Genomic DNA, 21,883 nt, shown 5'->3' on the forward strand with positions numbered 1-21,883 from the left:
CCCCAAACATCATCGGCAGCTGAGCTGCCTCGTCCCTGCGGGACCTTACAGCAAGAGCCCCCTGCGGGGCTCCCACTTCCATTAGCGGCCCAACAACAACCCGATCGCCGCGAACAGAATTCCTACAATCCAGAACGAAGTGACAACCTTCCACTCCGACCAGCCGGACAGCTCGAAATGATGATGAATCGGGCTCATTTTGAAGATCCGCTTGCCTCTCAGCTTGAACGAACCAACCTGCAGAATAACCGACAGCATCTCGAGAACGAACACGCCGCCGATAATAACGAGCAAAATCTCCGTCTTCGTCAATATCGCCACAGCCGCCATGCCCCCGCCTATGCCAAGTGAGCCTGTGTCGCCCATGAACACCTTCGCCGGATGAGCGTTGAACACGAGGAAGCCCAGCATCGCGCCGATCATTGTTGCTGAGAAGATTGCCGATTCATGCTCGCTTGCATGCAGAGCGAGAATCGCAAACGCCGCGAACGCGACTGCGCCTGTCCCTGCCAGCAAGCCGTCTACTCCATCCGTGAAGTTGACCGCATTGGTCGTACCGAACAGCATAATGACGACGAACACATAGTAGAACCAGCCGAAGTCCAGATCAAACGACGTGCCTGGAATGCTAACTACCGTACTGTGATGCATCTGATGAAGCAGTATACATATAATAACGGAAAATAACAGCTGACCAATTAGCTTCTGCATCGCAGTCAGGCCGAGAGACCGTTTAAATACGATTTTGATATAATCATCTAGGAATCCGACAAGTCCAAATCCTAGCGACGCAATGAGCAGCACCCAGAATTCCGACGTCTTATCAGAGAATTTCAAGAAAGCCAGAAGCACGGCGAGCATAATAATAACGCCGCCCATCGTTGGCGTGCCTGATTTCTTCAAATGGCTTTGCGGGCCGTCTGTACGGATCTGTTGACCGAACTTCAGCCGTCTCAGCAGCGGGATGAACAAAGGTCCGAACAAAATTGCAAGCATGAAAGAAGCGCCGATAGACAGTAGAATGACCTTTACGTCCATAATTTCACCCCTACACGCTTTGCAGACTATGGACGATTTCTTCCATGCGCATGCCGCGTGACCCTTTCACCAACACGAGATCCTCCGGCGCCAATCGCGCGCGGAGCCATTGTGCAAGTTCATTTTTATCTTCGAACGCACACACTTGCTTTTCCCCCTGAACAGCTATTTTTCCCTCAAAATGCTTCGCAGCCTCTGATGCCGTATGCTGCGACAGCGGGCCGTATGTAAGTACGGCATCCACTTTATCCGGTGTCACATATGCGCCGATTTCCCCGTGCATGGCAGCTTCGTCTGGTCCCAGCTCTAGCATATCGCCGAGGACGAGCCACTTGCGTCTGTAGCCGGATAAGCCGGCAAGCAGGTCAATCGCAGCGCGGACAGCTGTCGGATTCGAGTTGTATGCATCGTTAAGCATCATTGCTCCATTATACGCACGAGTAGGTTCAATGCGCATGCCAGTCAGCTTCAGCCCATGAATTCCTTCGCGAATGACGTCATCTTGCACGCCAAGCTTCTTGGCAGCTGCAATAGCTGCCAAGACATTAGATACATTATGAGCGCCTGCAACCGGGAGTGCAATACGCAAGAGCCCATTTTGGCCTTTCACGTCAAACGTCGAGGAGATCGCATCTCCTGTCACCGCTTCTGCCGTCCATTGATTACCGCTGCCTAGCCCGAACGTCTGTACCTCTACGCCTTCAGGGAGCGCCGTCTGCGCAAGACCCTCATGCAGCAGCGGCTCATCGCCGTTAATGAGCAGCAAGCCGCCCGCCCGCAAGCCTGCGACAATTTCCAGCTTCGCTATGGCAATGCCTGCGCGCGAACCGAGCTGCTGCATATGCGCATCGCCAATATTCGTAATGATGGCAACGTCCGGCTTAGCCAGACGAGTAAGCAGGTCGATCTCGCCGAACTCGCTCATTCCCATCTCAAGCACGACCGCGTCGACATCCTCGCTCAGATCGAGCAAAGTCAGCGGCAAGCCGATGTGATTGTTATAGTTGCCGTCTGTCTTATGCACGCGGAAAGCGCCAGACAGCACTGCAGCGACCATATCCTTCGTCGAAGTCTTGCCATTGCTGCCCGTCACGCCGACGACACGCAAGTTCAGCCCATCCCGATAAGCAGCGGCAAGCTGCTGCAATGCCGTTGTTGTGTCGTCGACAAGCACGACCGGCACATTCGCCAGCGCTTCCGGAAGCTCCTTATCCCGCTGCCACAGCGTGCCGACCGCACCGTTCTCTATCCCGGACACGGCAAAATCATGCCCGTCGAAGTTTTCGCCCTTAATCGGGATAAACAGCTGCCCGGGCGTTACTTTGCGCGAATTGATCGTAACGCCGCTGACTTGCGGATCTCCGGCATTATTATGATGAATCGTCCCGCCGCACATGGCGGCAATCTCGCTAATCGTTCTTCTAATCACTATGAAAGACTCCTTATCGCTTCTTTAGCCACTTCGCGGTCGTCGAAGCTATGCTTGACGCCGCCGATATCCTGGTAGGTTTCATGGCCTTTCCCCGCAATTAATACTACATCGTCAGGACCAGCCATTTCAACCGCTTTTTGTATCGCAATCCGCCTATCTTCCAACAATTCGTAGCGATTGCTTGCGACTTCATCCTGGATAAGCCCCGCTTCGACATCAAGCAGGATACGGAGCGGATCTTCAGTGCGCGGATTATCAGATGTAATAAAGCTATAATCCGCATAACGCGCGGCTATTTGCCCCATGAGCGGACGTTTCGTTCGGTCGCGGTCGCCACCGCAGCCAAATACGCAGATAAGGCGTCCGGCCGCGAAATCCTTGACCGCAGCAAGCACGTTCTCGAGTCCATCCGGCGTATGCGCGTAATCGACGATAACCGCGAACGGCTGTCCGGCTTGCACCGCCTCGACTCTACCCGGAACGCCTGGAAGCGATTCAAGACTCTGCTTGATTTGCGACAAAGGAATACCTTCAATTAGAGCAGCACTAATCGCACAAAGCGCGTTATAGACGTTATACTTGCCGGCCATACGAAGCGTAATATCCGCCGAGCCCGCGAACGTATCGACATGGAATGCGGTTCCGTGCGCTGTAATGCGGACTGCGCTAGCCCGGACGTCAGCGTCATGGTCAAGACCATATGTGATGACTTCTGCCGCTGTCACACTCGCGTACTTCGGCGATGCATCATCATCTGCGTTGAGCACGGCATATAGCCGTTCCTCCGGAGCTGCGCCGAACTCATTGCCAAGCCTCGAGAAGAGGAGACTCTTTGCGGCTGCGTATTTCTCCATCGTCTGATGATAGTCGAGATGATCCTGTGTCAAATTCGTAAAAATCGCGGTCCGATACCGGCTTCCTTTAACTCTACCTTGCTCAAGAGCGTGCGAAGACACTTCCATTACGCAGTAATCGCAGCCGCTCTCCACCATGGAAGCAAGCGAACGCTGCAGCTGAAGCGCCTCGGGTGTCGTCCCTGACATCGGATATGTGCTGCCTGCATACCTCATCTCTACGGTTCCAATTACGCCTGGCGAATGTCCTGCATCGCTCAATATTCGCTCAATGAGATACGTCGTCGTCGTTTTGCCATTCGTGCCAGTCACCCCAATCAGCTTCAGCTGCTTGCTCGGATGCCCATAATAATGATCGGCGATGACTGCCATCGCGTGACGGCTGTCCTTCACAACAATCTGCGGGACAGGCAAATCAAGCAGCCGTTCGACGACAAGCGCCGAAGCTCCACGCTCCAGCGCCTGTGCCGCAAACTGATGGCCATCCACTTTGTGTCCCCGTAAACAGATGAACAGCGCACCGGCTGTAACTTCACGGGAATCAATCTCTATACTGCTTATTTCCGCTGAACCCTCTCCGCAAAGCACGGCGGTGAGCAGCAAAGCGGCCAATTGTTCCACTCGCACCATCTCAGTCGTCCCCTCCCATGAGCAGATCAAGCTGAGTGCGGCCCGCTAGCGAAGCGGCCTCACGCGTTCTTTCGTACGCAGCCTACTTCTCTATCTATACTCATTATGGCCTTGGAACATTGCTTTCATCTTCGTCTTTTGCCAAATAAATCCGAATGGTTGACCCTCGATCCACCCTTGTTCCTGGCGCCGGCGACTGCCGAATGACGGTATCTCCGCTGCCTGCCGATGACAGATTGAAGTTCATATTGAGATCCTCGTATATATCCGACACCGTCTTACCGACAAGGTTCGGCACTTCTACGATTGGCGTCTCGCCATACTTGTACTCCTTGCTAATCTGCGTCTTTCTAGGAGCAACCCCCAAATACGGGAGAGAATCTTCCAGGATGTTATGGACAATCGGCGCTGCCACTACGCCCCCGAATTGAATGCCTTGCGGGTTATCAACGGCGATATAGACGACGATCTTCGGATCATCCGCAGGCGCAAAGCCGACAAACGATACGATGTGCTCGTTAGGAGAATAGCGACCGTTAATAACCTTCTGCGCGGTACCGGTCTTGCCGCCTACACGATAACCGTCAATGAACGCGTTGCGTCCTGTTCCTTTGGCTACGACGCTCTCAAGCGCTTCTCGCACCTGCTTGCTCGTATCCTCCGAGATGACTTTGCGGACAACTTCCGGCTCTACTTTGCTAACCGTCTCCCCCGTCTCGGGATTTATGAAGCCTTTGGCAACATGCGGCTTATACAAAGTACCCCCATTAATCGCGGCTGAAACAGCCGTAATCTGCTGAATCGGCGTTACGGATACGCCTTGACCGAATGCAGTTGTCGCCAGTTCAACCGGTCCGACCTGGCTCATTTTGAACATGATGCCGTTCTCTTCGCCGTTCAGGTCAATACCTGTCTTCTTGCCGAAACCGAAGTTCTTAATATAGTCAAAAAGCTTCTCTTTGCCGAGTCTGTTACCAAGTGCAACGAAGCCAGGGTTGCAGGAGTTCTGCACCACTTCAAGGAACGTCTGGCTGCCATGGCCGCCTTTCTTCCAGCAGCGCAGCCGTGCCCCGCCAATTTCCACCGCGCCGGGATCGAAGAAATGGTCGGTCTTCAAATTCACTTTGCCCTCTTCAAGCGCCGCTGCGAGCGTGATGATCTTGAACGTGGAACCAGGCTCGTACGTCATCCAAATCGGCAGATTGCGGTTGTAGATTTGCGGATCGACGTCGCGATATTTATCCGGCTCAAAGGTCGGTCTGCTCGCCATGCCGAGAATTTCCCCGTTGTTCGGGTCCATCGCGATGGCGATAATATCGTCGGCTTGGAACTTCACCATCGCTTGATCGAGCTCGCGTTCAATAATGGTTTGCACCTGTTTGTCGATGGTGAGCTCCAGATTGAGCCCGTCCTTCGGCTTCAAATACGTATCCGCCGAGCCCGGCATCTGGTCGCCTTTGTTATCCGACAAGTACGAAATGTTGCCGTTTATGCCTTTGAGCTGATCATTATATTTGGCTTCAAGGCCGGTCAAGCCTTGGTTGTCGATGCCAGTGAAACCGAGAACGTGGGAAGCGAGGCTGCCCATCGGGTAATACCGTTTGTTATCCTCCGCTACGACGATGCCCGGCAGGTTCAAATCGCGGATTTGCTGCGCTTTCTCCGGAGTGATTTTGCGGCCTCCCGGCTGAATCCGGACGATGAGCTGCTTTTTCTTTATCGTGGTGAATATCGTATCCTCAGTCATGCCTAGCACGTTCGACAGCTTCGTCGCTGTCGTCTTCGCATCCTCAATCTGCGCGGGAATCGCCATGATCGTCGGTGAGCTTATATTATACGCTAGCATGGAGCCGTTTCGGTCCAATATCTCGCCGCGCTTCGCCGAGAACGGAATCTCCCTGCGCCAGGAATCCTCCGCCTTCTCCGACAGCTCGCCACCCTTGTACAGCTGCACATAGCCAAGTCTCGCAGCAAGCGAGCCGAATGCAAGTACACCAATGAGAAGCGCCGTGAACAGACGGCGCCTGATCGTAACGCTTGATACTTTCACCACATAAATCCCTCCGCTCGCTCGGTATGGACAGTACCGGTGCGCTGCTTATTTCTCGGTGGCTCCGCTCCGCACGTCAATCTCGATGGTCACTCCCGTGGTGCTTCGCACCAAAGTCGTTCCCATTCGAGATTGCCGACGCTGCGCTCCAAACCGATAAATAAGCAAAACATCGGATAGACCATGCCTCGCTCGTGCAGCAAAAACAGCAAAGCAGGCCCTTGTCCGACCGTTCCTAATCCAAGCCTATTCGCAGAGAAAGAGGGTTAGAACAAGCTAACCCTCTCACGTCTTACTCGCTATTATTGTCTTCGGCTCCGATTGTTGCGTTATCGTCAGCTTCATCCGTACTGGATTGCTGCTCGATCTGCTCTTTTGGAGGAGACAGCGTAAGCTTCAGCTGCTTGACGCCTTTTTCGTTGACTAGTGTTTGTGAAGTAACGAAGCCTTCGCCCGTGGTGACACACTTTATCTGCAATACGGAGCACATCTCCAGCGCATCGCGGAGCGATAAGCCGATCATATTCGGAACCGGCAGCTTAGAGCGGTCCTCCGTCAGCAAGTAAATCCGCTGTTCCGGACTTACAGGCGTGCCAGCCTTCGGAATTTGCTTGAGCACCGTTTGTCCTTTGCCGACGGTTTCATAATCCAGCTGCTTCGCTTTCAGCTTGTCCGTCGCTTCTTTTACACTCACATCCTGCACATCTGGAACTTCAACGGTCTGCTCCTTGTTCTCCGACCCTTCGGTCGTTGTCGTCATAGGCGTCACCGGATCAACGCCCATATGGCGAAGACTTTGCGACACGATTTGCTTGAAGAGCGGGGCCATGACCACACCGCCGGACGCCATGCGGTCATTAGGTTCGTCCATAACGAGATAAAGCACGATCTTTGGATTGCCTACCGGGGCAAAACCGATAAAGGAGATGACGTATTTGTCCTCGGAATATTTGCCGCCGATAACCTTCTGCGCTGTACCTGTCTTACCCGCCACTCGGTAACCATCGATAAAGGCTCTGCGGCCTGTACCGATCTTCTGGTCGGAGACGACTTGCTCCAGATATTCATCGACTTGATTCGCCGTCTTCTCAGAAATAACTTGGCGTACGACCTGCGGCTTAATGACTTGCACTTTCTTCGTAACCGGATCTTCGATCTCTTTCACGAGATGGGGAACGAGCAGCTTGCCGCCATTCGCTACAGCGGCAACGGCAGCAACCTGTTGAATCGGCGTTACTTGAACTCTACCTTGACCGAACGCAGCTGTCGCAACCTCTGTAGGGTAGCTCGGGTTGAAGCTGATGTCACCTTTGATTTCGCCTGGCAGCTCGATGCCTGTCTTCTGGTTGAAGCCGAACTTCAGAATATAATCCATCAGCTTGTCCGCCTTCAACCGCTCGTAGCCTAGCTTGACGAAAGCCACGTTACTCGAGCGCTTCAGACCTTCCAGGAACGTGATCGTCCCCCATCCGTTACGCTCAATATCGTGAATTTGTCCGCCGGGTAGCTTGATTTTACCGGATTTGTATGTCTCGTTCGGATTGAACATCCCTTCCTGAACAGTGCCGGAGAGTGTAACAATCTTAAACGTAGAGCCCGGCTCGTACAACGATTTTATCGAATGATCATAAAAGTTCTCTTGCGGTGCGGTCCAGTACGAATTCGGATTAAAATCCGGCATATTCGCCATGCCGAGAATTTCCATTGTTTGCGGATCAGCGGCGATTGCCGTAATGCTCTTCGGCTTATATTTCTCGTACGTTTCCCTGAGCGCATCTTCAATGTAATGCTGAATATCCGTATCGATCGTCAGCTTCACGTTTTTACCGTCAACCGATGGAGTGAAGTTGACAGTCCCATTGTCCAATATGACGCCGTTGCCGTCGCGTTCATACTTGATATGGCCTTCCACGCCGCTAAGCTCCTTATTAAGCGACGCTTCGAGTCCCATAATGGCGTTGCCGTCCTTATCCTCGTAACCGATAACATGAGAAGCGAGGTCACCTTTCGGATAAAACCGCTTCTTCTGATCAATTAAGTAGATGCCGACATCCTTCTGCCCCGTCTGCTTCTTCAGATCCTCACGGAATTTGACGATGCGATCAGCGACAGATTTATCGATCTTCCAGCCTTCCTTACGTACCTCCCGCTGCTTATAATACTCGCCGTTCTTCTGCTTCTCATCAAGCAGATCGCGAAGCGAGCTCTTCGACTTGCCGAGCACGACGTTTAATTTGTTCACGATTACATCTTCGAGCTTCAACGTATGAATGACTTGCGGATTAAGCGCGACCGTATACGCCGATACGTCCATTGCGAGCACATTACCATTCCGATCCGTAATCTCTCCTCGCACCGGAACCAATGTCTCAGACCTTGACCAAACCTCTCTTGCTTTCTCCGCCCAGAAGTCTGCCTTTACAACTTGAACCCAATAAATTCGCCCAACAAGGGAAACAAAAAGGAGGGTGATAAACCCTCCGATTAGCAGCGTCCGTAATTTTATTCGTTTTGTCATCGCCGCTTCACCTATTTCTGCGCGCTTGCTAGCGGATTATCTTTGTTAATGCTGACGGTTATCTTCTCATCACTGCGGGCTAAACCATTCTCTTCTGCTTTTTTCATAATGCTCTGGGGATCATTCAGCTTCTCATATTGCGACTTCAAATCTGCCATCTCCACGACAAGCTCGTCATGCTGCTTCGTCAGCTGCTTAATTTGCAGCTCCATCTGATAGATTTGAGCATAGCGGAAAATTATAACGCCGGCGACAACAACACATACGAGGATCGTAAACATGTACAGCAGCTTCTCTTGTACCGGCAGCGATTTGCGCCGTACGACGACTTTTTTGGTCTCGCGAAACTGCGGCTGCTGTTTCGGATCCGTTTTGCGCTTCGGCTGAAGCGCAAGGTTTCCATTCACATAAGCCAACCCTATATCCTCCTTAATTGGTTGCTGAACCTTAAAGTTTCTCTGCTATTCTCAGTTTTGCCGAGCGTGCTCTCTTGTTCTGCTCAAGCTCAGCTTCGCTTGGAACAATTGGCTTGCGATTGACAAGCTTCAGCTTGCCATTGCCGCTGCACACGCACATCGGAAAATCGGGTGGACAGGTGCATCTTTCAACAAATTTCGCAAACAGCTGTTTACAAATCCGATCTTCCAAGGAATGGAACGTAATGACTGACGCTCTGCCTCCGGAATTAAGCACGTCGATCGTTTGTGCAAGCCCTTCTTCCTCTGCGCCCAATTCGTCATTAACTGCAATTCGCAAAGCTTGAAACGTACGCTTCGCAGGATGCGGTCCTGTTCTTCTGGCAGCAGCAGGAATTGCAGTCTTTATAATGTCGACGAGCTCGCCAGTTGTGGCAATCGGCTTCGACTCTCTTGCGGCTACAATTTTGCGCGCGATGGAACGTGCAAAACGCTCTTCGCCATAATCCATGATAATGCGAGAAATTTCCCGTTCTTCCCATGTATTTACAATATCATCAGCTGTCAGCATGCCGTCTTGATCCATCCGCATATCGAGCGGCGCATCATGATTGTAGCTGAACCCACGCTCGCCCTCGTCTAGCTGCGGGCTGGAAACGCCTAGATCAAACAAAACTCCGTCAACGCCATCAATACCTAAATCGCGCAGCACATGCGCCAAGTAGCGGAAATTGCTCTTTACGAGCGTAACCCGATCCATATAAGCCGCCAATCTCACCCTTGCATTGTCAAGCGCCCAATCATCCTGATCCAGAGCAATTAGCCGGCCGCTTGGTCCTAGCTGCGATACGATCAACTCGCTATGCCCTGCTCCTCCAAGCGTACAATCCACATAAATGCCATCCGGCTTGATGGCGAGTCCATCAACCGCTTCCTCCCTTAGCACCGTTATATGTTGAAACATGCTGTATACCTCCCGGCCCTAAGGACGCCGTAAACTTCCCACTTAACGACGAACGAGCTAAAAATTAAAATCAAAATCAACCAACTTCTCTGCAATTTCATTAAAGGTCTCTTCCGACTGTTTGAAGTAGCCTTCCCAAATCGGTTTGCTCCAAATTTCCACCCGGTTCGATACACCAAGCACGATACAATCTTTATCTAGCTTCGCATATTCACAGAGCGTATTCGGTAAGTTTACCCTTCCCTGTTTGTCGAGCTCACATTCCGTAGCCCCGGAGAAGAAAAACCGGGAAAATGCCCGCGCGTCCGACTTCATCATCGGCAGCGACTTCAGCTTCTGTTCCAGCAAGCTCCACTCACTCTCAGGATAGACGAACAAACAGTTATCCAGTCCTCTCGTGACAACAAAGCGTTCACCAAGCTGTTCGCGGAATTTGGCTGGAATAATAATGCGGCCCTTCTCATCAATGCTATGTTGGTACTCGCCCATAAACATGTGACCGCTCCACCTCTTCCCCCAAAACCACCACTTGGCCCCACTTTCCACCACTTAGCTTGAACTATTCGCCACTCGACTGGATATTCCTGCTTCTTTAGCAGGATTTTAAAAAATATTTCACGGGATTAACCTTGTTACGATTTTGAAACTTTTTAGTACTTTCGTTCGTGTACACTAGAAATGTAAATGCTGGATGAATCATTCATGGAGGGGGTCTGCCTATGACTGGCGACGCTACCTTAGACGATAAAATAGTACTATTGCGCACCGTAGAACCGCTTGTTTTTCAGGTTTCGCTCTATCTGCTCGGCAATGCGAATGAGGCTGAAGCCGCAGCCAAAGAAGCTTTGCTAACCCTCTATAGCTGTCCCAAGTTCAGCTCAGCGAAGGATGAAGATCGCATGAATATAGCGAAGCGGAGCGCAATGACCGCTGCCGTCAGTCGCTCGTTGTGCAGGAGCAAACGGGCTTAAACGCCAAGAAGAGCTGCTCCGTCAGCCTTGCGGGGCTGATGGTGCAGCTCTTCTTCGAACCAAACGTATTGAAGTTAATTGTTCTTTTTCTATTCTTTGCTTTCTTTGCCTTCTTCCAATTGAACCACATCTGGCGCAGATGGCTTCGTCACGTTAACAACAGGCCGGTTGCGACGATAGTTTCTATACATCAGATAGAGTGGAATCCCGAAGATAACAAGGATAACGAGAACTGGAATGGCCCCGGCAATGAAGACGACAAGACCTTGGAAGAACGCATAGATCACATCTGTGCTCCCGTTTATTGCATCCTTTATTCGTTGAACAAACTTCGGGTCATCTTTCGTAACTTGAGGCCCAGCCTCGAGCACTTGATATAAGCGAAGGTCAATCGTCGAGTACGCAACATTGTTGTCCAAGTATTGAATGCGGCCCTTAATCCGTTCAATCTCCGTCTGTACCTCGCCAAGCTGTTTGGAAATCTCCAGCAGATCCGATGTCTTCGTCGCTTTCTCCATGAAGGCGAGCAGTCTCGCTTCTACCACTTTGCGCGCTTTCAGCCGCGCTTCCATGTCTACATACTCGGACGTAACATCTGTTCCCTGCGCGCTGCTCTCGAAGCTGACATGCTTCATTTTCTCAAGCTCGGTGATGAAGCCGTCGAAGCCGGAAGCAGGCACTTTCACTGTATAGGTGCCGCCAAGCTCGGAGGTCGTCTTCTTATCGGCGAACTTCAGCAAGTAGCCGCCTGATAAATGGATCAAATTACGAAGCGAAGTCTGTGCCTTATCGAAACTTTCCACCTCCATGTTCACGTTCGCTTTATAAATAATTTTCCGATCGACACCTTCCTCAGGTGCTGTCGTCTCTCCACTTCCCTCCACCGCGCCTACTTCACCGGAAACCGTCGCCGCTGCATCTGTTGCCGGAGCCGCATCTGCTGCCTTTTCTTCGACCGCTGAATTAGACATTGCAGCGGTATCTGTCGACGCATCATTCGTAGAAGCTGATAACGCCTTCATGTTCATGTTCGCGTTCCCGCCGTCCATGCTTGCCGATGCCGTATCATTGCTGCTGTTTCCACCGCATCCGGCCAGCAGCCCCATCAGCATCGCAACAACTCCGATTAGCACCAACCATTTCATTCTCTGTCTGTTCATAGCATGACCCCCGATATTTGGTATTTGTCTGCCTATCTACCAAACGCCAGAGCTAATACAGAAGTTGCAGCAATGCACAAAAAAAGAACGCATGGACGCTCACGCATCCACACGTTCTTATATAATTATTCCGAATTAATGCTCCTGCCAGCTGTCGAGGTATGCGATCTGTTCATCCGTCAGCTTGTCGATGCCAGTACCGATCGCTTCAAGCTTGTAGCGAGCAACCTGCTCATCAAGCGCATACGGCACGTTAACAACTTTCTTGCCGATTTCCTTATAGTTGTCGTTCACATATTTAAGCGACATCGCTTGCAGCGCGAATGTCATATCCATAATTTCTGCCGGGTGACCGTCGCCTGCTGCAAGGTTAACCAAGCGGCCTTCCGCCAGCAGGTAGATGCTGCGTCCGTCCTTCAATTGGTACTCCTCGATGTTGCGGCGAACAACGCGCTTGTTCTTCGACAGCGCTTCGAGCTCTGGCTTGTTCACTTCGACGTCGAAGTGGCCTGCGTTCGACAGAATCGCGCCATCCTTCATCACTTCGTAATGCTCGCCACGGATAACGTCGCGATTGCCTGTTACCGTTACGAAGAAATCACCATGCTTCGCAGCTTCTTTCATTGGAAGCACCGTGAAACCGTCCATGTATGCTTCAACGGCACGAATAGCATCGATCTCGGTTACGATAACTTGCGCACCAAGACCTTTTGCACGCATTGCTACGCCTTTACCGCACCAGCCATAGCCGACAACAACGACTGTTTTGCCTGCTACAACAAGGTTTGTCGTCCGATTAATGCCATCCCATACCGATTGGCCTGTGCCGTAACGGTTATCGAACAAGTATTTACAGAACGCATCGTTCACGGCAACCATCGGGAAGCTGAGCGAACCGTCCTTCTCCATCGCTTTCAAGCGAAGAATACCTGTTGTCGTTTCTTCAGCGCCGCCGCGAATATTCTCCATCAGGTCAGGACGCTCTGCGTGGAGAATCGATACGAAATCGCCACCGTCATCAATAATAAGATCCGGTTTTGTTTCGAGCGCTTTAACAAGCAGCGACTTGTACTCTTCCGGCTCTGGATTGTACTTCGCGAATACGGTAATGCCATCTTCAACGAGCGCCGCACATACATCGTCTTGCGTGGATAGCGGGTTGCTGCCTGTGATCGTTACTTCAGCGCCGCCGGCTTGAACGACTTTCGCCAGATAAGCAGTCTTGGCTTCCAAGTGCAGGGAGATTGCAACCTTGAGTCCTTTGAACGGCTGCTCTTTCTCGAACTGCTCGCGGATACGGTTCAGCACAGGCATATGCGCCGCTACCCAATCAATCTTCAGATGGCCTTCTGGCGCAAGCGCCATATCTCTAACAATACTGTTCTGTTTCGCGTTCACTGTCATGGTCCAAATCAGCATCCTTTCATAACATGCAATTGTTATCATTTCTTTAGCGGTATTTACAGATAGATTATCCAGTGTCCGCCCTGATTGCTATATGGCGCTTCCAGTAACTTGTCTACCCAGGATAAACCATAACGGTTCCAGAAGTCGGTCATGTTAAGCACTCGCTCCTGCGGCTTACCATCTGGCCATAGCGATACTGCAGCCCAGTCCATCTGACTAAGCGCTGTATCAAACCGGCGAGCATGAGCATCCTTCGTCCTTGCTTCCATATAGGCGAGCTCGCGTTCGATGCGCTGTAAATTACTCTCCGACAGGTCACGCAGCCCCTGCTGAATTCCAGCAGCCATATCCATCACAGGCTGATAGACTGCTTTGAACTGCTCCTTCACTTCAGCGAATCGCGCTTCGATGCCCAGCTCGTCCCGCTCCTTCAGCCAAGTCTCCCGACGGGCGGCATAACGGTGAGCGATATCGTCGAACGATAGCTCGAACTTCGACATGTACTTCGCAGCCGTTTGTTCCACAAGGGTATAGGACATCCGCGGAACGACAATTGGCATTTCCATTCCCAGTACGTGAAAAGCACGTCCCGTCAGCGACCAGTAAGCAATCTCGCCCGGCCCGAGTACAACGGCTAGAACCGGCAGCACATAGTCCTGCATGATCGGTCTCGTCAGGACATTGTTGCTGAGCTGCTGCGGCTTGTTTCTAGCCAAGTCCAGCAGCTCTGCGGAAGTCCATGACTTGGTCGATTTACGATTGCGGAAGCCGCCTTCTTCTTTATGCAGCAGCACCCGCTCACCTTCATCGAACATAAACAGGTTCGCGCTGCCTGGCGTTACATCGGCCGAAAGCTTAAATCCGAGCTCTTGCACATCACTTGCTGCACCGACATAGGCCGCTTCAAGCTCATCGTTCCGCGCAATCATCTGCTCGAACATCGGCGCTTCCAACGCGCGAATGACCGGATCATCGGCATCGAGGAGCACTAGGCCATACTTGCCGAAGAGCAAGCCCATCGTTGCCGCGAACAGGTCGCTGAGCGATTCTGCCTGCTTCGCGGCTTGTTCTAGCTGCAGCAGCATATCTGGCTTAAACTCCGTATCCGGCAGTTCTTGGCTCAGGCGCTGCAAAGCATCTACCCATGCATCCGACGCAAGCTTTGTCCGGCTTACCGACGTTCTGACCCCGCTCGGCCGCTTAATAGCGACGCGGCTCAGCCTCGCCGACTCCCCATTTCCGCTGATACTCGCGCTACGCACGAATGCATGGTTCGCTTCGTCCCAGTCATGATCTTCGCCAGCGATCCAGAATACGGGCACGACCGGCGTGCCTAGCTTGCTGGCCGCTTCTCTCGCAGCAGCAATAACCGTCACCGCTTTATGTATAACAAGAAGCGGACCTGTCCATAGCCCCGCCTGCTGGCCCGTTACGACGACAGGCGCGCCAGCTCGAATGGCGTCGATATTCGCATTCACGGCAGGCTGGTTGTTCGAGACTTCATTATAACGGGCTAGCGCATCTGCAAGACCACCAGCCGATGTACGCTTGTCGGCGTGGTTGTTTAGCCAGTTCAGACGCTTCTCCCAATGTGCGGCTTCGGCGGCATGGCTGCCGAACAAAGCTTCGACGCCTGGATCGCTTCTGTTTATATATGCTTCGGTAATTGGCTGACCGAAAGGCAGCTGTACAGACTCAATTTTCATGGACAGTCTCTACCTTTCATCCACGATCTATAGTTCTAATAATGAATGCAGTTTTTCTCATTCATTGTACACAACGTAAAGCACACCGTCAAAAAAAAAGTCCCCCTCAAATACGGGAGACGATTGTACGCAGCATTACACCATGAACAAGCTTTTACCAAGTCCAATACACATAAGAATAAGATAGCAGAACGCCATGACGAAAAATCCGAGGCGCCATATTGCCCGCATGATTCGGCGAAAATCAACGTTGCCTTTCAACCGATATTGCGCATTGCCTAACAATCCGCCTCCAAGCAGAAGCACGAGCAATATACCGTAAAGCCCGAAATTACTATTGAATAAAAGGTTGAACAGCACCGCAACGCAGCCAATGAGCAGCGCTGTCGTCACGTCCATCGCGATTCGGAACGCTTGCTTGCGGTCGCCAGTATATGCTGCATAGCCAAAATAAACGAGTACAAAAGGTATAATCGGAAGAACGGCCAAAAATGCATAGATGTGCTTAATGCTCTCCCAAATCCACAGCATTCTTAGATCGCTCCTCTCGTATGTAGAAGATTAATCATTAGGTACATTAATTCGCGCATGAAGTTCAAGTGTCTTAATCATCGTCACAACCGCATCATTCATTGGTGTTGGCAAGCCTAGCTTCCTCGCTAGCGAAACGATGCCTCCATTGATCCAATCCACTTCGGTGATTCGGCCGCCTAGCACATCGCGAAGCATGGACGATTCGTTGCGTGCAGTCGCTTCGCAGACCTGGAGCACACGCTGCCAGCTATCACCTTCACTTGCCATTCCGGACGCGAGCAGAATTCCCTCGCTCTCCTTATGTAGCGCCTCCATAAATGCTCTGCGCTGCGGATTAAGCGGCAGGTCGCCGTTTCGTACACCGAATATCGCCGTAAGCGGGTTAATGACCGCATTAATGAGCAATTTATGGAAAACACGATTCTCAATCTCATTCGACAGAATCAGTTCAATTCCTGCACCCTGCATCGTTTTTAGCAACATTTTTTGAGGTTTGCTCGTTTTTCCGCTACTTTTCGGCCATATGCCGAGCATGATGCTCCCGCTTCCCGTATGGTGCACCGTATGTCCGCCTTCTCGCAGTGCTCCCTCTGTCGTGACGGCCGCGTACAAAGGTGCTTGCGGCATCGCAGCGCGCAGCTTGTCCATATGCCCGATCCCATTCTGCAAGGCGATGATTGGCGCCTGACTACGACTTTCCAGCACGGCCAGCTGCGTTATCATCGCTTCATCGAGATGTGCCTGCTTCACTGCGATCCAGATCCAATCGGACTTGTCGTGCCCGTGTCTATCATCTAGCCCTGCTTCAACCGCAGCTGAATAGGCATGCAATGAAGCCGCCTTCACCGAAATTCGACTTATGAAGCTCTCAGCTTCAACCAAGGCAATCCCTTCGCCATTCAGCATCTCAGCCTGCTCTTCCGAATGCGTAAGCATCAGTACGTCCACACCTGCGCGCGCAAGTCTTGCGCCATAGAGCAGGCCGAGCGCTCCGGCGCCGACAACTATGATTTTCAACTGTGGCAACCTCTTCCCTATTTCCGCTTTAAACGTTATGTATAGCTCCATCGTATCAGATACAAACTAAAAAATCTCGCCGCTCCTTTTACAGGTCCGGTGAGATTTTTGAGAACTGCCTTCAAACAGGCGCACTATTCAATGCGTTCCAGGTTGCCATTCGCATCCATTTTGAAGCGGGGCTTTGCATCGTCTTCTTCCGTCAGCACCGTTAAACGGCGCGCACGGTCCATAATTTGAATCAATGTTTTGTAATCATCATTGACTGCACGGTAATCGGATTGCGCATTGTTCACTTCATGCGATAGCCGTTCATTCAACTCGCGCAAGGTGTAAAGCTCTTCGTCCTTCTCGCGCAAATCGCGTTCAAGCGTCTTGATTTGACGATTAAGCTCCTGGTAAGTCCCTTTCCATTGACGCAGAAACCGGATAACGGTATCAATAGATAACGATTCTTCCGTCAACGGATCATTCTTGTACGCACGCTCGTCGGTGTCGATCAAATTAATGGAGGACACATGTGGTGTAGCGACGTACGTCTGTTTCTTCATATAATTCCGCTTCTGGCGCTGCTGCTTTGCAATTTGTATCGCATCTTCATAGCGTTTGCGGACACAGCTGTTCCAGCGAAATCCGCAGGCGGCCGAGGTTCGGCCAATACGCTCTCCTACTTCTTCAAACGCGGCTAGCTGCGTACTACCTTCACGAATATGCCGCAGCGTTACCTCGGCCAGGATGAGATCGTCATCTGGACTCCAGGCATCTTGTCTGACTGCTGTCATGCAACCAAAACCTCCTAACATTAGGCGCTTACTTTATCTCTATGCCCTTGGTAGAGTTCATAGAATCTATCGGATACTAATTTGTATATCCATTTTTTTTAAGGCTCATACATGTTTTTTCACAAAATGAAGCAAACTTCTATCCGAGGGGCTAAACGAACGAAAAAGTTTGCCAATTCGTCACGTTTGAAACAGTTTACACTTGTTACCTTAAACGATATAATGGGCAATAGAAAAATGGACCAGAGACTAACAAGAAGGGGGATGAAATCATGGCACGAATGTTCCGAGTGCTCGGCTTCTGGACGCTTGTAATCGCGCTTATGGCGTTTGCAGGTCATATGACCGAGATGTCACTCTTGTTCTTTATTCAAACCGCTGTGTTTGTCCTGTTAGGCTATTTGAACTTTTCTGAAAGAACCTATATGCTGATGTTCTGGGGATATATGTTTATCGCGTTCGTCGGCTTCACGTATTGGACCGTTTTTGTAATGGGCAACCCATTCTAAAACATCACTTTCTGGCCAATAGCCAAAAGGCTGTTTCGAGGAGACAAGCTCTCCAATCGAAACAGCCTTTTTCATTTTTTTTGATTCCAGCCTATTTGCGCAGCATCAATACTTTGAAGGATTCGCTCATCCCGTCACTGAGCAGCAGCTGGCGGATCGCACGATTGCGCCTAGCCGCCTCGCTGAACGGATTCATGCCATCATGCGAAGCGAGATCCTGCAGCAGCCCATGATCAATGAGAAACTGCTTCTGCGTATCGTAATAATGGACATGCCAGCCAGATGCTTCCGCAGCGGATTTGCAACCGGTAAAGTTGACATGGGCTGTAATATCCTGCTCGCCAGGAGCGAGGAATGGCTGATCGTACGCGACATGGTCCTTATAACAGAGCATCGTCCCGTGCATCCGATGTGGCGCGGTCAGCTCCGCTGCCTCGTGGCCATAATCGATTAGCAGCAACACACCTTCTCGAATGAGTTCCCCCATCAATGCAATCCATTGCTCCGCAGCAAGATTAACCTCCGCAATCTGACCTTCCCTCAGCTGAATTCCGTCACGCTCCAGAACCACTGAAATTTTATCGTCTGTTAGCGGCATATGAACATACTCGAACGGCTCTCTATTATTTACGGATAAAGCCGATGTAACACCAAGCTCCCATAATCGTCCATGCTTCTGCTGAACTCGGTGAACCGGGAACGCATCCAGAAGCTCATTGGCAATGACGACGATATACTCGCCTTTATCCTGCACGTTACTTAATGCGATTCGCGCTTCATCGGGAGACATGAAGACGATAACGCCTTCCTCCCCTAACCTCTCTTGCACCTGTTCCATCCGGTTTCGCGCCTCGTCTAAATGCACGGGATTACTATCAACGACCACATATCGCAGCTTCGCCAGCCAAGGGAGAGAAGAATCAAGCCAAGCCGTCAGCATCTGCCTAGACAACGCTCCTGTGCCCGCTCCCCACTCCACAATGGTCAGACGACGATCCTGCTCCTCGCCATCAATCAGCTTGGCGATACAGCCCGCAAGCTTCTCTCCCATCAATGAGCCGATCTGCGAGCTCGTGTAGAAATCGCCGTCTTTGCCTACCCGGACTTTACCTGACTTATAGTATCCATCTGTCTCGTCGTAGAGACAGCGATCCATATAATCGCGAAACGAGATACAGCGAATATCCTCGCCTCTATCAGGATGCGGGGATATCCAACCATAACGATCGCTTTGCACTATCTCTCTATGTATGGAAGCGGTCAAACGCTCCGAATGATTCATGCAGACAGCCTCCAAATCAACGACAAAATTACTGCTTCAAGATATAATAGATTCGGTCATAGCATATAGTAGTGCATGCGGGCAAGCGTCCCAACAAGACAGAGCAGAAAGGGGAGCCTTGCGTGAAAGGAATAAAGCGCCGCCGGAGCGCTGCGATTGTCATCGGCCTGCTGGCCTGCTGGCTGACGATTTACCCCGTGTTCGCAGACCCAGCAACTCCTAAGGATGAAGAAATTAGACGCATCCTGGAGAAGAGTCTCTCCGTCGTCGAGATCGACAAAGAAATAACGCGGATTCAGCAGGAGCAGCAAGCGATCACCACTCAGCTAACGAATTCGAAGACCAAGCTCTCCGAGCAGGAGCAGGCGATAGAGAAACAGCGCGAAAATGCCGGCAAAGTGCTCCGCGCCTACTATACCGGTGAGCGGGATTTTCTACTCACGGCTATTTTCAACACGGACAACCTATCCGAATTGTTTACGCTGCTTGACTATTTCGATCTTATTTTCTCTTCTGATAAGCTTACCTTGAACACATACACGAAGCAATATCGAGAGCTGAAGCAAACCATCAGCAAGCTGGATACGAAGTCGCAGGAGCTTACCGAGGTCGAGACGAGGCTGAAGACGCAGCGGGATCGCGTCGTTGCCCTGCAGAATGAGGTTAATTCTGATCTAAGCGGTCGTTCCGACGCGGACAAGCTGCGTACGCTTATCAATGAATTTACGAACTATTGGCAAGATACAGGAATCGTAGAAGTAAGGCGATACTTCAATGCCCTCTCCAAAGCGATGGGCAAAATGCCAGGATGGATTCAGAACGATAAAGAGATGCTGTCCATCGACGGCCTCAATTACACGCTTACCGTGCCGGAAGCGAAGCTTAACAGCTTCCTTCGCGAGCAGAACCCGATCTTCGACAACTTCTCCTTCGTTTTCAAAGAGAACAGCGTCATCGTTTCCGGCAAACGCGAAGATATGTCCATTGAATTGGACGGCCACTATACGCTGGAGAAGAACGGCGCGATACTGTTCCATGTCGATGCGCTTATCTTCAACGGACTGGCGCTCCCTGACACAACCAGACGAGAGCTGGAGCGTGAATTCGATCTTGGCTTTAATCCGTCCAAGATGGTCCCTTTCCTTAAGACCAAGTCAGTAACGACCGAGGATGGCCAATTAGTGGTTAAGCTCGGCATTAGTTTTTAGAGACTCTTGAAGCGGCGCCTCGGCGCCGTTTTCTTCTGGTTCCATGTTCCACTGCGCGATAAACTTCGACGCAGCCGATTTACTGAAAGGCTGCGCATTGCCGCCAAGCTGAGCGCATAATTGCGAGAAGCGTTCCCATCGCTCATGCCAAGCCGGATCCGAAGTCGCTTGTGCGCTCTGCCCAAGCAAGTTCACAATAAAATGCGGCGGACGATCTGTAATCAGGCTGTACTCGTACTCCTTAGTCATCGCCGATATACGCGAAGGAAGCCGTTTCATCCGCTTATATCTGTCAAGCTGTTCGCTTGTCATCGTCACTTCGTTTATATATTCTCTGGCTTCGGTCAGCCTCTCCGTGTCAGCCATTAACACAAAGCTTCTGCCATTGGTTCGAACGATCGGTCCATTCAACGAGCTAACCAGCAGCAAGCTTCTCTGATCGTTCGATAACGATTGATAGACAGACCAAGGAATTACTGCTGACAACAACTTACCTGTTTGAAAAGCTTCCATCAGCTGCGTTCTCTGCTGCACAGGATCAAGTCGATAGATGATCGCTTCCTGTTGTGCTGTATACTGAAGCTGCTGCTTCTCGCTAAGATTGAATGCGTTCAAGTCGCCTGCTGGCTCCCCGTTCTCCCGAAACATACCAAGCCATGCAATCATCTGCTTCGCATCCGCTGTATTGAGATTGAATGGACTTACACCTTCCGGTACGATCTGCGCAAGCTGCTCCAGAACAGAACGTAGTGCCTGCAAGTTAACAGGCGGTGAAGTGAGCCCGCCAGACCTCAGCAGCTCCTTCTGCCACACAATGAGCAGTGGATCACAATCCAGCGGCACGCCCCATAATGAGCCGTTCCACTTGACAACGCTTGTTAGCGCTTCCAATTGATCGGCGGCAGCGTCACCTGTGACGACCTCATCGGCCGGAAGCAGGAAGCCCTGCACGGCGAATTCGCGGACCCGATCATTGTCGAGCAGCATCATATCGTAAGGCTCGTTCGCCTCCGCCGCCTGTTTGCGCGCTTCATCGGCATCCATGCCGCGAATATTCGTCATATTGATGCTGATCTGCGGATGGCTCCGCTCGAACAACTGATTTTGCTTCTTCCAATAGTCATATTCAGCCGTATCCATAGACACGGCAATCGACAACGTCATCTTATTCGCATCGTCACTGCCATCGATCACTTCCGGCTTGCTCGCCCAAGGGATGCCGTCGTTTGCCGGAGTGACCGGCGAACCCGGCTTGCCGAACATAGGAACAAGCAGTGCCGTACAGATCGTAAACACGCTAAGCACGAGCATGACATATCTTCTCCGTGACACCTTGTCCCTCCTTGTTCAGCACCTATTTGAGCTAAGCAATATTGTAGCAAGAAAGCGCTTTTTTGTCGCGTCT

The 21,883-nt window shown here is 51.3% G+C and carries 19 protein-coding genes; 3 read left to right on the plus strand and 16 right to left on the minus strand.

Going from position 1 to position 21,883, the window contains the following annotated elements; all coding sequences use genetic code 11:
* Positions 1-81: 81 nt before the first annotated feature.
* From mraY to mraZ, 8 genes are all read right to left on the minus strand, one after another.
* Positions 82-1,038, minus strand: a complete 957-nt coding sequence (mraY, locus tag AC0LWF_RS11195; RefSeq protein WP_474651608.1) for a phospho-N-acetylmuramoyl-pentapeptide-transferase — start codon at positions 1,036-1,038, stop codon at positions 82-84.
* Between the two features lie 10 nt (positions 1,039-1,048).
* Positions 1,049-2,467: a UDP-N-acetylmuramoyl-tripeptide--D-alanyl-D-alanine ligase gene (locus AC0LWF_RS11200; protein WP_474651609.1), complete on the minus strand. Its 1,419-nt coding sequence runs from the start codon at positions 2,465-2,467 to the stop codon at positions 1,049-1,051.
* The gene (locus tag AC0LWF_RS11205; protein ID WP_474651762.1) at positions 2,467-3,951 is read right to left on the minus strand and encodes a UDP-N-acetylmuramoyl-L-alanyl-D-glutamate--2,6-diaminopimelate ligase; all 1,485 of its coding nucleotides are present in this window, start codon (positions 3,949-3,951) and stop codon (positions 2,467-2,469) included. Before AC0LWF_RS11205 ends, AC0LWF_RS11200 begins: the two co-directional genes overlap by 1 nt.
* Positions 3,952-4,057: 106 nt before the next feature.
* The gene (locus tag AC0LWF_RS11210; protein ID WP_474651610.1) at positions 4,058-6,004 is read right to left on the minus strand and encodes a stage V sporulation protein D; all 1,947 of its coding nucleotides are present in this window, start codon (positions 6,002-6,004) and stop codon (positions 4,058-4,060) included.
* 292 nt (positions 6,005-6,296) lie between these two features.
* Entirely contained in the window at positions 6,297-8,522 is a 2,226-nt protein-coding gene (locus AC0LWF_RS11215; RefSeq protein ID WP_474651611.1) for a penicillin-binding transpeptidase domain-containing protein, read from the minus strand.
* A gap of 11 nt (positions 8,523-8,533) precedes the next feature.
* Positions 8,534-8,929: a cell division protein FtsL gene (ftsL, locus tag AC0LWF_RS11220; RefSeq protein WP_474651763.1), complete on the minus strand. Its 396-nt coding sequence runs from the start codon at positions 8,927-8,929 to the stop codon at positions 8,534-8,536.
* Between the two features lie 40 nt (positions 8,930-8,969).
* Complete coding sequence (rsmH, locus tag AC0LWF_RS11225; protein ID WP_474651612.1) at positions 8,970-9,902, minus strand: 16S rRNA (cytosine(1402)-N(4))-methyltransferase RsmH; 933 nt, start codon at positions 9,900-9,902, stop codon at positions 8,970-8,972.
* A gap of 57 nt (positions 9,903-9,959) precedes the next feature.
* Positions 9,960-10,397, minus strand: a complete 438-nt coding sequence (gene mraZ, locus AC0LWF_RS11230) for a division/cell wall cluster transcriptional repressor MraZ (RefSeq protein WP_116187456.1) — start codon at positions 10,395-10,397, stop codon at positions 9,960-9,962.
* 224 nt (positions 10,398-10,621) lie between these two features.
* On the opposite strand from mraZ, the gene AC0LWF_RS11235 reads away from it, so the two are divergent.
* Positions 10,622-10,873, plus strand: a complete 252-nt coding sequence (locus AC0LWF_RS11235; protein WP_474651613.1) for a hypothetical protein — start codon at positions 10,622-10,624, stop codon at positions 10,871-10,873.
* A gap of 89 nt (positions 10,874-10,962) precedes the next feature.
* Here the strand turns inward: AC0LWF_RS11235 and AC0LWF_RS11240 are convergent, their stop codons facing one another.
* The 6 genes from AC0LWF_RS11240 to AC0LWF_RS11265 all read right to left on the minus strand — a co-directional run bounded on the left by AC0LWF_RS11240 (position 10,963) and on the right by AC0LWF_RS11265 (position 17,479).
* Positions 10,963-12,033 (minus strand): DUF4349 domain-containing protein, encoded by a 1,071-nt coding sequence (locus AC0LWF_RS11240; RefSeq protein WP_474651614.1) that lies wholly within the window; start codon positions 12,031-12,033, stop codon positions 10,963-10,965.
* Positions 12,034-12,168: 135 nt separating this feature from the next.
* Positions 12,169-13,437, minus strand: a complete 1,269-nt coding sequence (locus AC0LWF_RS11245; protein ID WP_474651615.1) for an adenosylhomocysteinase — start codon at positions 13,435-13,437, stop codon at positions 12,169-12,171.
* A 56-nt stretch (positions 13,438-13,493) separates the two neighbouring features.
* The gene (bshC, locus tag AC0LWF_RS11250) at positions 13,494-15,146 is read right to left on the minus strand and encodes a bacillithiol biosynthesis cysteine-adding enzyme BshC (RefSeq protein WP_474651616.1); all 1,653 of its coding nucleotides are present in this window, start codon (positions 15,144-15,146) and stop codon (positions 13,494-13,496) included.
* A gap of 135 nt (positions 15,147-15,281) precedes the next feature.
* On the minus strand, positions 15,282-15,677 hold the full coding sequence (locus AC0LWF_RS11255; protein WP_474651617.1) for a DUF3397 domain-containing protein: 396 nt from the start codon (positions 15,675-15,677) through the stop codon (positions 15,282-15,284).
* A gap of 30 nt (positions 15,678-15,707) precedes the next feature.
* Positions 15,708-16,697: a ketopantoate reductase family protein gene (locus AC0LWF_RS11260; RefSeq protein ID WP_474651618.1), complete on the minus strand. Its 990-nt coding sequence runs from the start codon at positions 16,695-16,697 to the stop codon at positions 15,708-15,710.
* A gap of 134 nt (positions 16,698-16,831) precedes the next feature.
* Positions 16,832-17,479, minus strand: a complete 648-nt coding sequence (locus AC0LWF_RS11265) for an RsfA family transcriptional regulator (protein ID WP_474651619.1) — start codon at positions 17,477-17,479, stop codon at positions 16,832-16,834.
* A gap of 272 nt (positions 17,480-17,751) precedes the next feature.
* Here AC0LWF_RS11265 and AC0LWF_RS11270 point away from each other — a divergent pair, with 272 nt between their 5' ends.
* Positions 17,752-17,988: a DUF2626 domain-containing protein gene (locus tag AC0LWF_RS11270; protein ID WP_090573717.1), complete on the plus strand. Its 237-nt coding sequence runs from the start codon at positions 17,752-17,754 to the stop codon at positions 17,986-17,988.
* Between the two features lie 91 nt (positions 17,989-18,079).
* Here AC0LWF_RS11270 and AC0LWF_RS11275 read toward each other — a convergent pair whose 3' ends face one another.
* Positions 18,080-19,270: a class I SAM-dependent methyltransferase gene (locus AC0LWF_RS11275; RefSeq protein ID WP_474651620.1), complete on the minus strand. Its 1,191-nt coding sequence runs from the start codon at positions 19,268-19,270 to the stop codon at positions 18,080-18,082.
* Between the two features lie 122 nt (positions 19,271-19,392).
* Between AC0LWF_RS11275 and AC0LWF_RS11280 the strand changes: the two genes are divergently transcribed.
* Complete coding sequence (locus AC0LWF_RS11280) at positions 19,393-20,478, plus strand: coiled-coil domain-containing protein (protein WP_474651621.1); 1,086 nt, start codon at positions 19,393-19,395, stop codon at positions 20,476-20,478.
* Here AC0LWF_RS11280 and AC0LWF_RS11285 read toward each other — a convergent pair.
* Positions 20,449-21,810 (minus strand): ABC transporter substrate-binding protein, encoded by a 1,362-nt coding sequence (locus AC0LWF_RS11285; RefSeq protein WP_474651622.1) that lies wholly within the window; start codon positions 21,808-21,810, stop codon positions 20,449-20,451. The genes AC0LWF_RS11280 and AC0LWF_RS11285 overlap by 30 nt on opposite strands.
* Positions 21,811-21,883 lie beyond the last annotated feature (73 nt).

Source organism: Paenibacillus sp. sgz302114, from assembly GCF_056120345.1.

What these genes read in the sequence shown, in the direction of transcription:
- mraY (WP_474651608.1), bottom strand. Translation starts at nt 1,038, where the DNA reads ATGGACGTAAAGGTCATTCTACTGTCTATCGGCGCTTCTTTCATGCTT.
- AC0LWF_RS11215 (WP_474651611.1), bottom strand. Translation starts at nt 8,522, where the DNA reads ATGACAAAACGAATAAAATTACGGACGCTGCTAATCGGAGGGTTTATC.
- rsmH (WP_474651612.1), bottom strand. Translation starts at nt 9,902, where the DNA reads ATGTTTCAACATATAACGGTGCTAAGGGAGGAAGCGGTTGATGGACTC.
- mraZ (WP_116187456.1), bottom strand. Translation starts at nt 10,397, where the DNA reads ATGTTTATGGGCGAGTACCAACATAGCATTGATGAGAAGGGCCGCATT.
- AC0LWF_RS11235 (WP_474651613.1), top strand. Translation starts at nt 10,622, where the DNA reads ATGACTGGCGACGCTACCTTAGACGATAAAATAGTACTATTGCGCACC.
- AC0LWF_RS11240 (WP_474651614.1), bottom strand. Translation starts at nt 12,033, where the DNA reads ATGAACAGACAGAGAATGAAATGGTTGGTGCTAATCGGAGTTGTTGCG.
- AC0LWF_RS11245 (WP_474651615.1), bottom strand. Translation starts at nt 13,437, where the DNA reads ATGACAGTGAACGCGAAACAGAACAGTATTGTTAGAGATATGGCGCTT.
- bshC (WP_474651616.1), bottom strand. Translation starts at nt 15,146, where the DNA reads ATGAAAATTGAGTCTGTACAGCTGCCTTTCGGTCAGCCAATTACCGAA.
- AC0LWF_RS11255 (WP_474651617.1), bottom strand. Translation starts at nt 15,677, where the DNA reads ATGCTGTGGATTTGGGAGAGCATTAAGCACATCTATGCATTTTTGGCC.
- AC0LWF_RS11265 (WP_474651619.1), bottom strand. Translation starts at nt 17,479, where the DNA reads ATGACAGCAGTCAGACAAGATGCCTGGAGTCCAGATGACGATCTCATC.
- AC0LWF_RS11270 (WP_090573717.1), top strand. Translation starts at nt 17,752, where the DNA reads ATGGCACGAATGTTCCGAGTGCTCGGCTTCTGGACGCTTGTAATCGCG.
- AC0LWF_RS11275 (WP_474651620.1), bottom strand. Translation starts at nt 19,270, where the DNA reads ATGAATCATTCGGAGCGTTTGACCGCTTCCATACATAGAGAGATAGTG.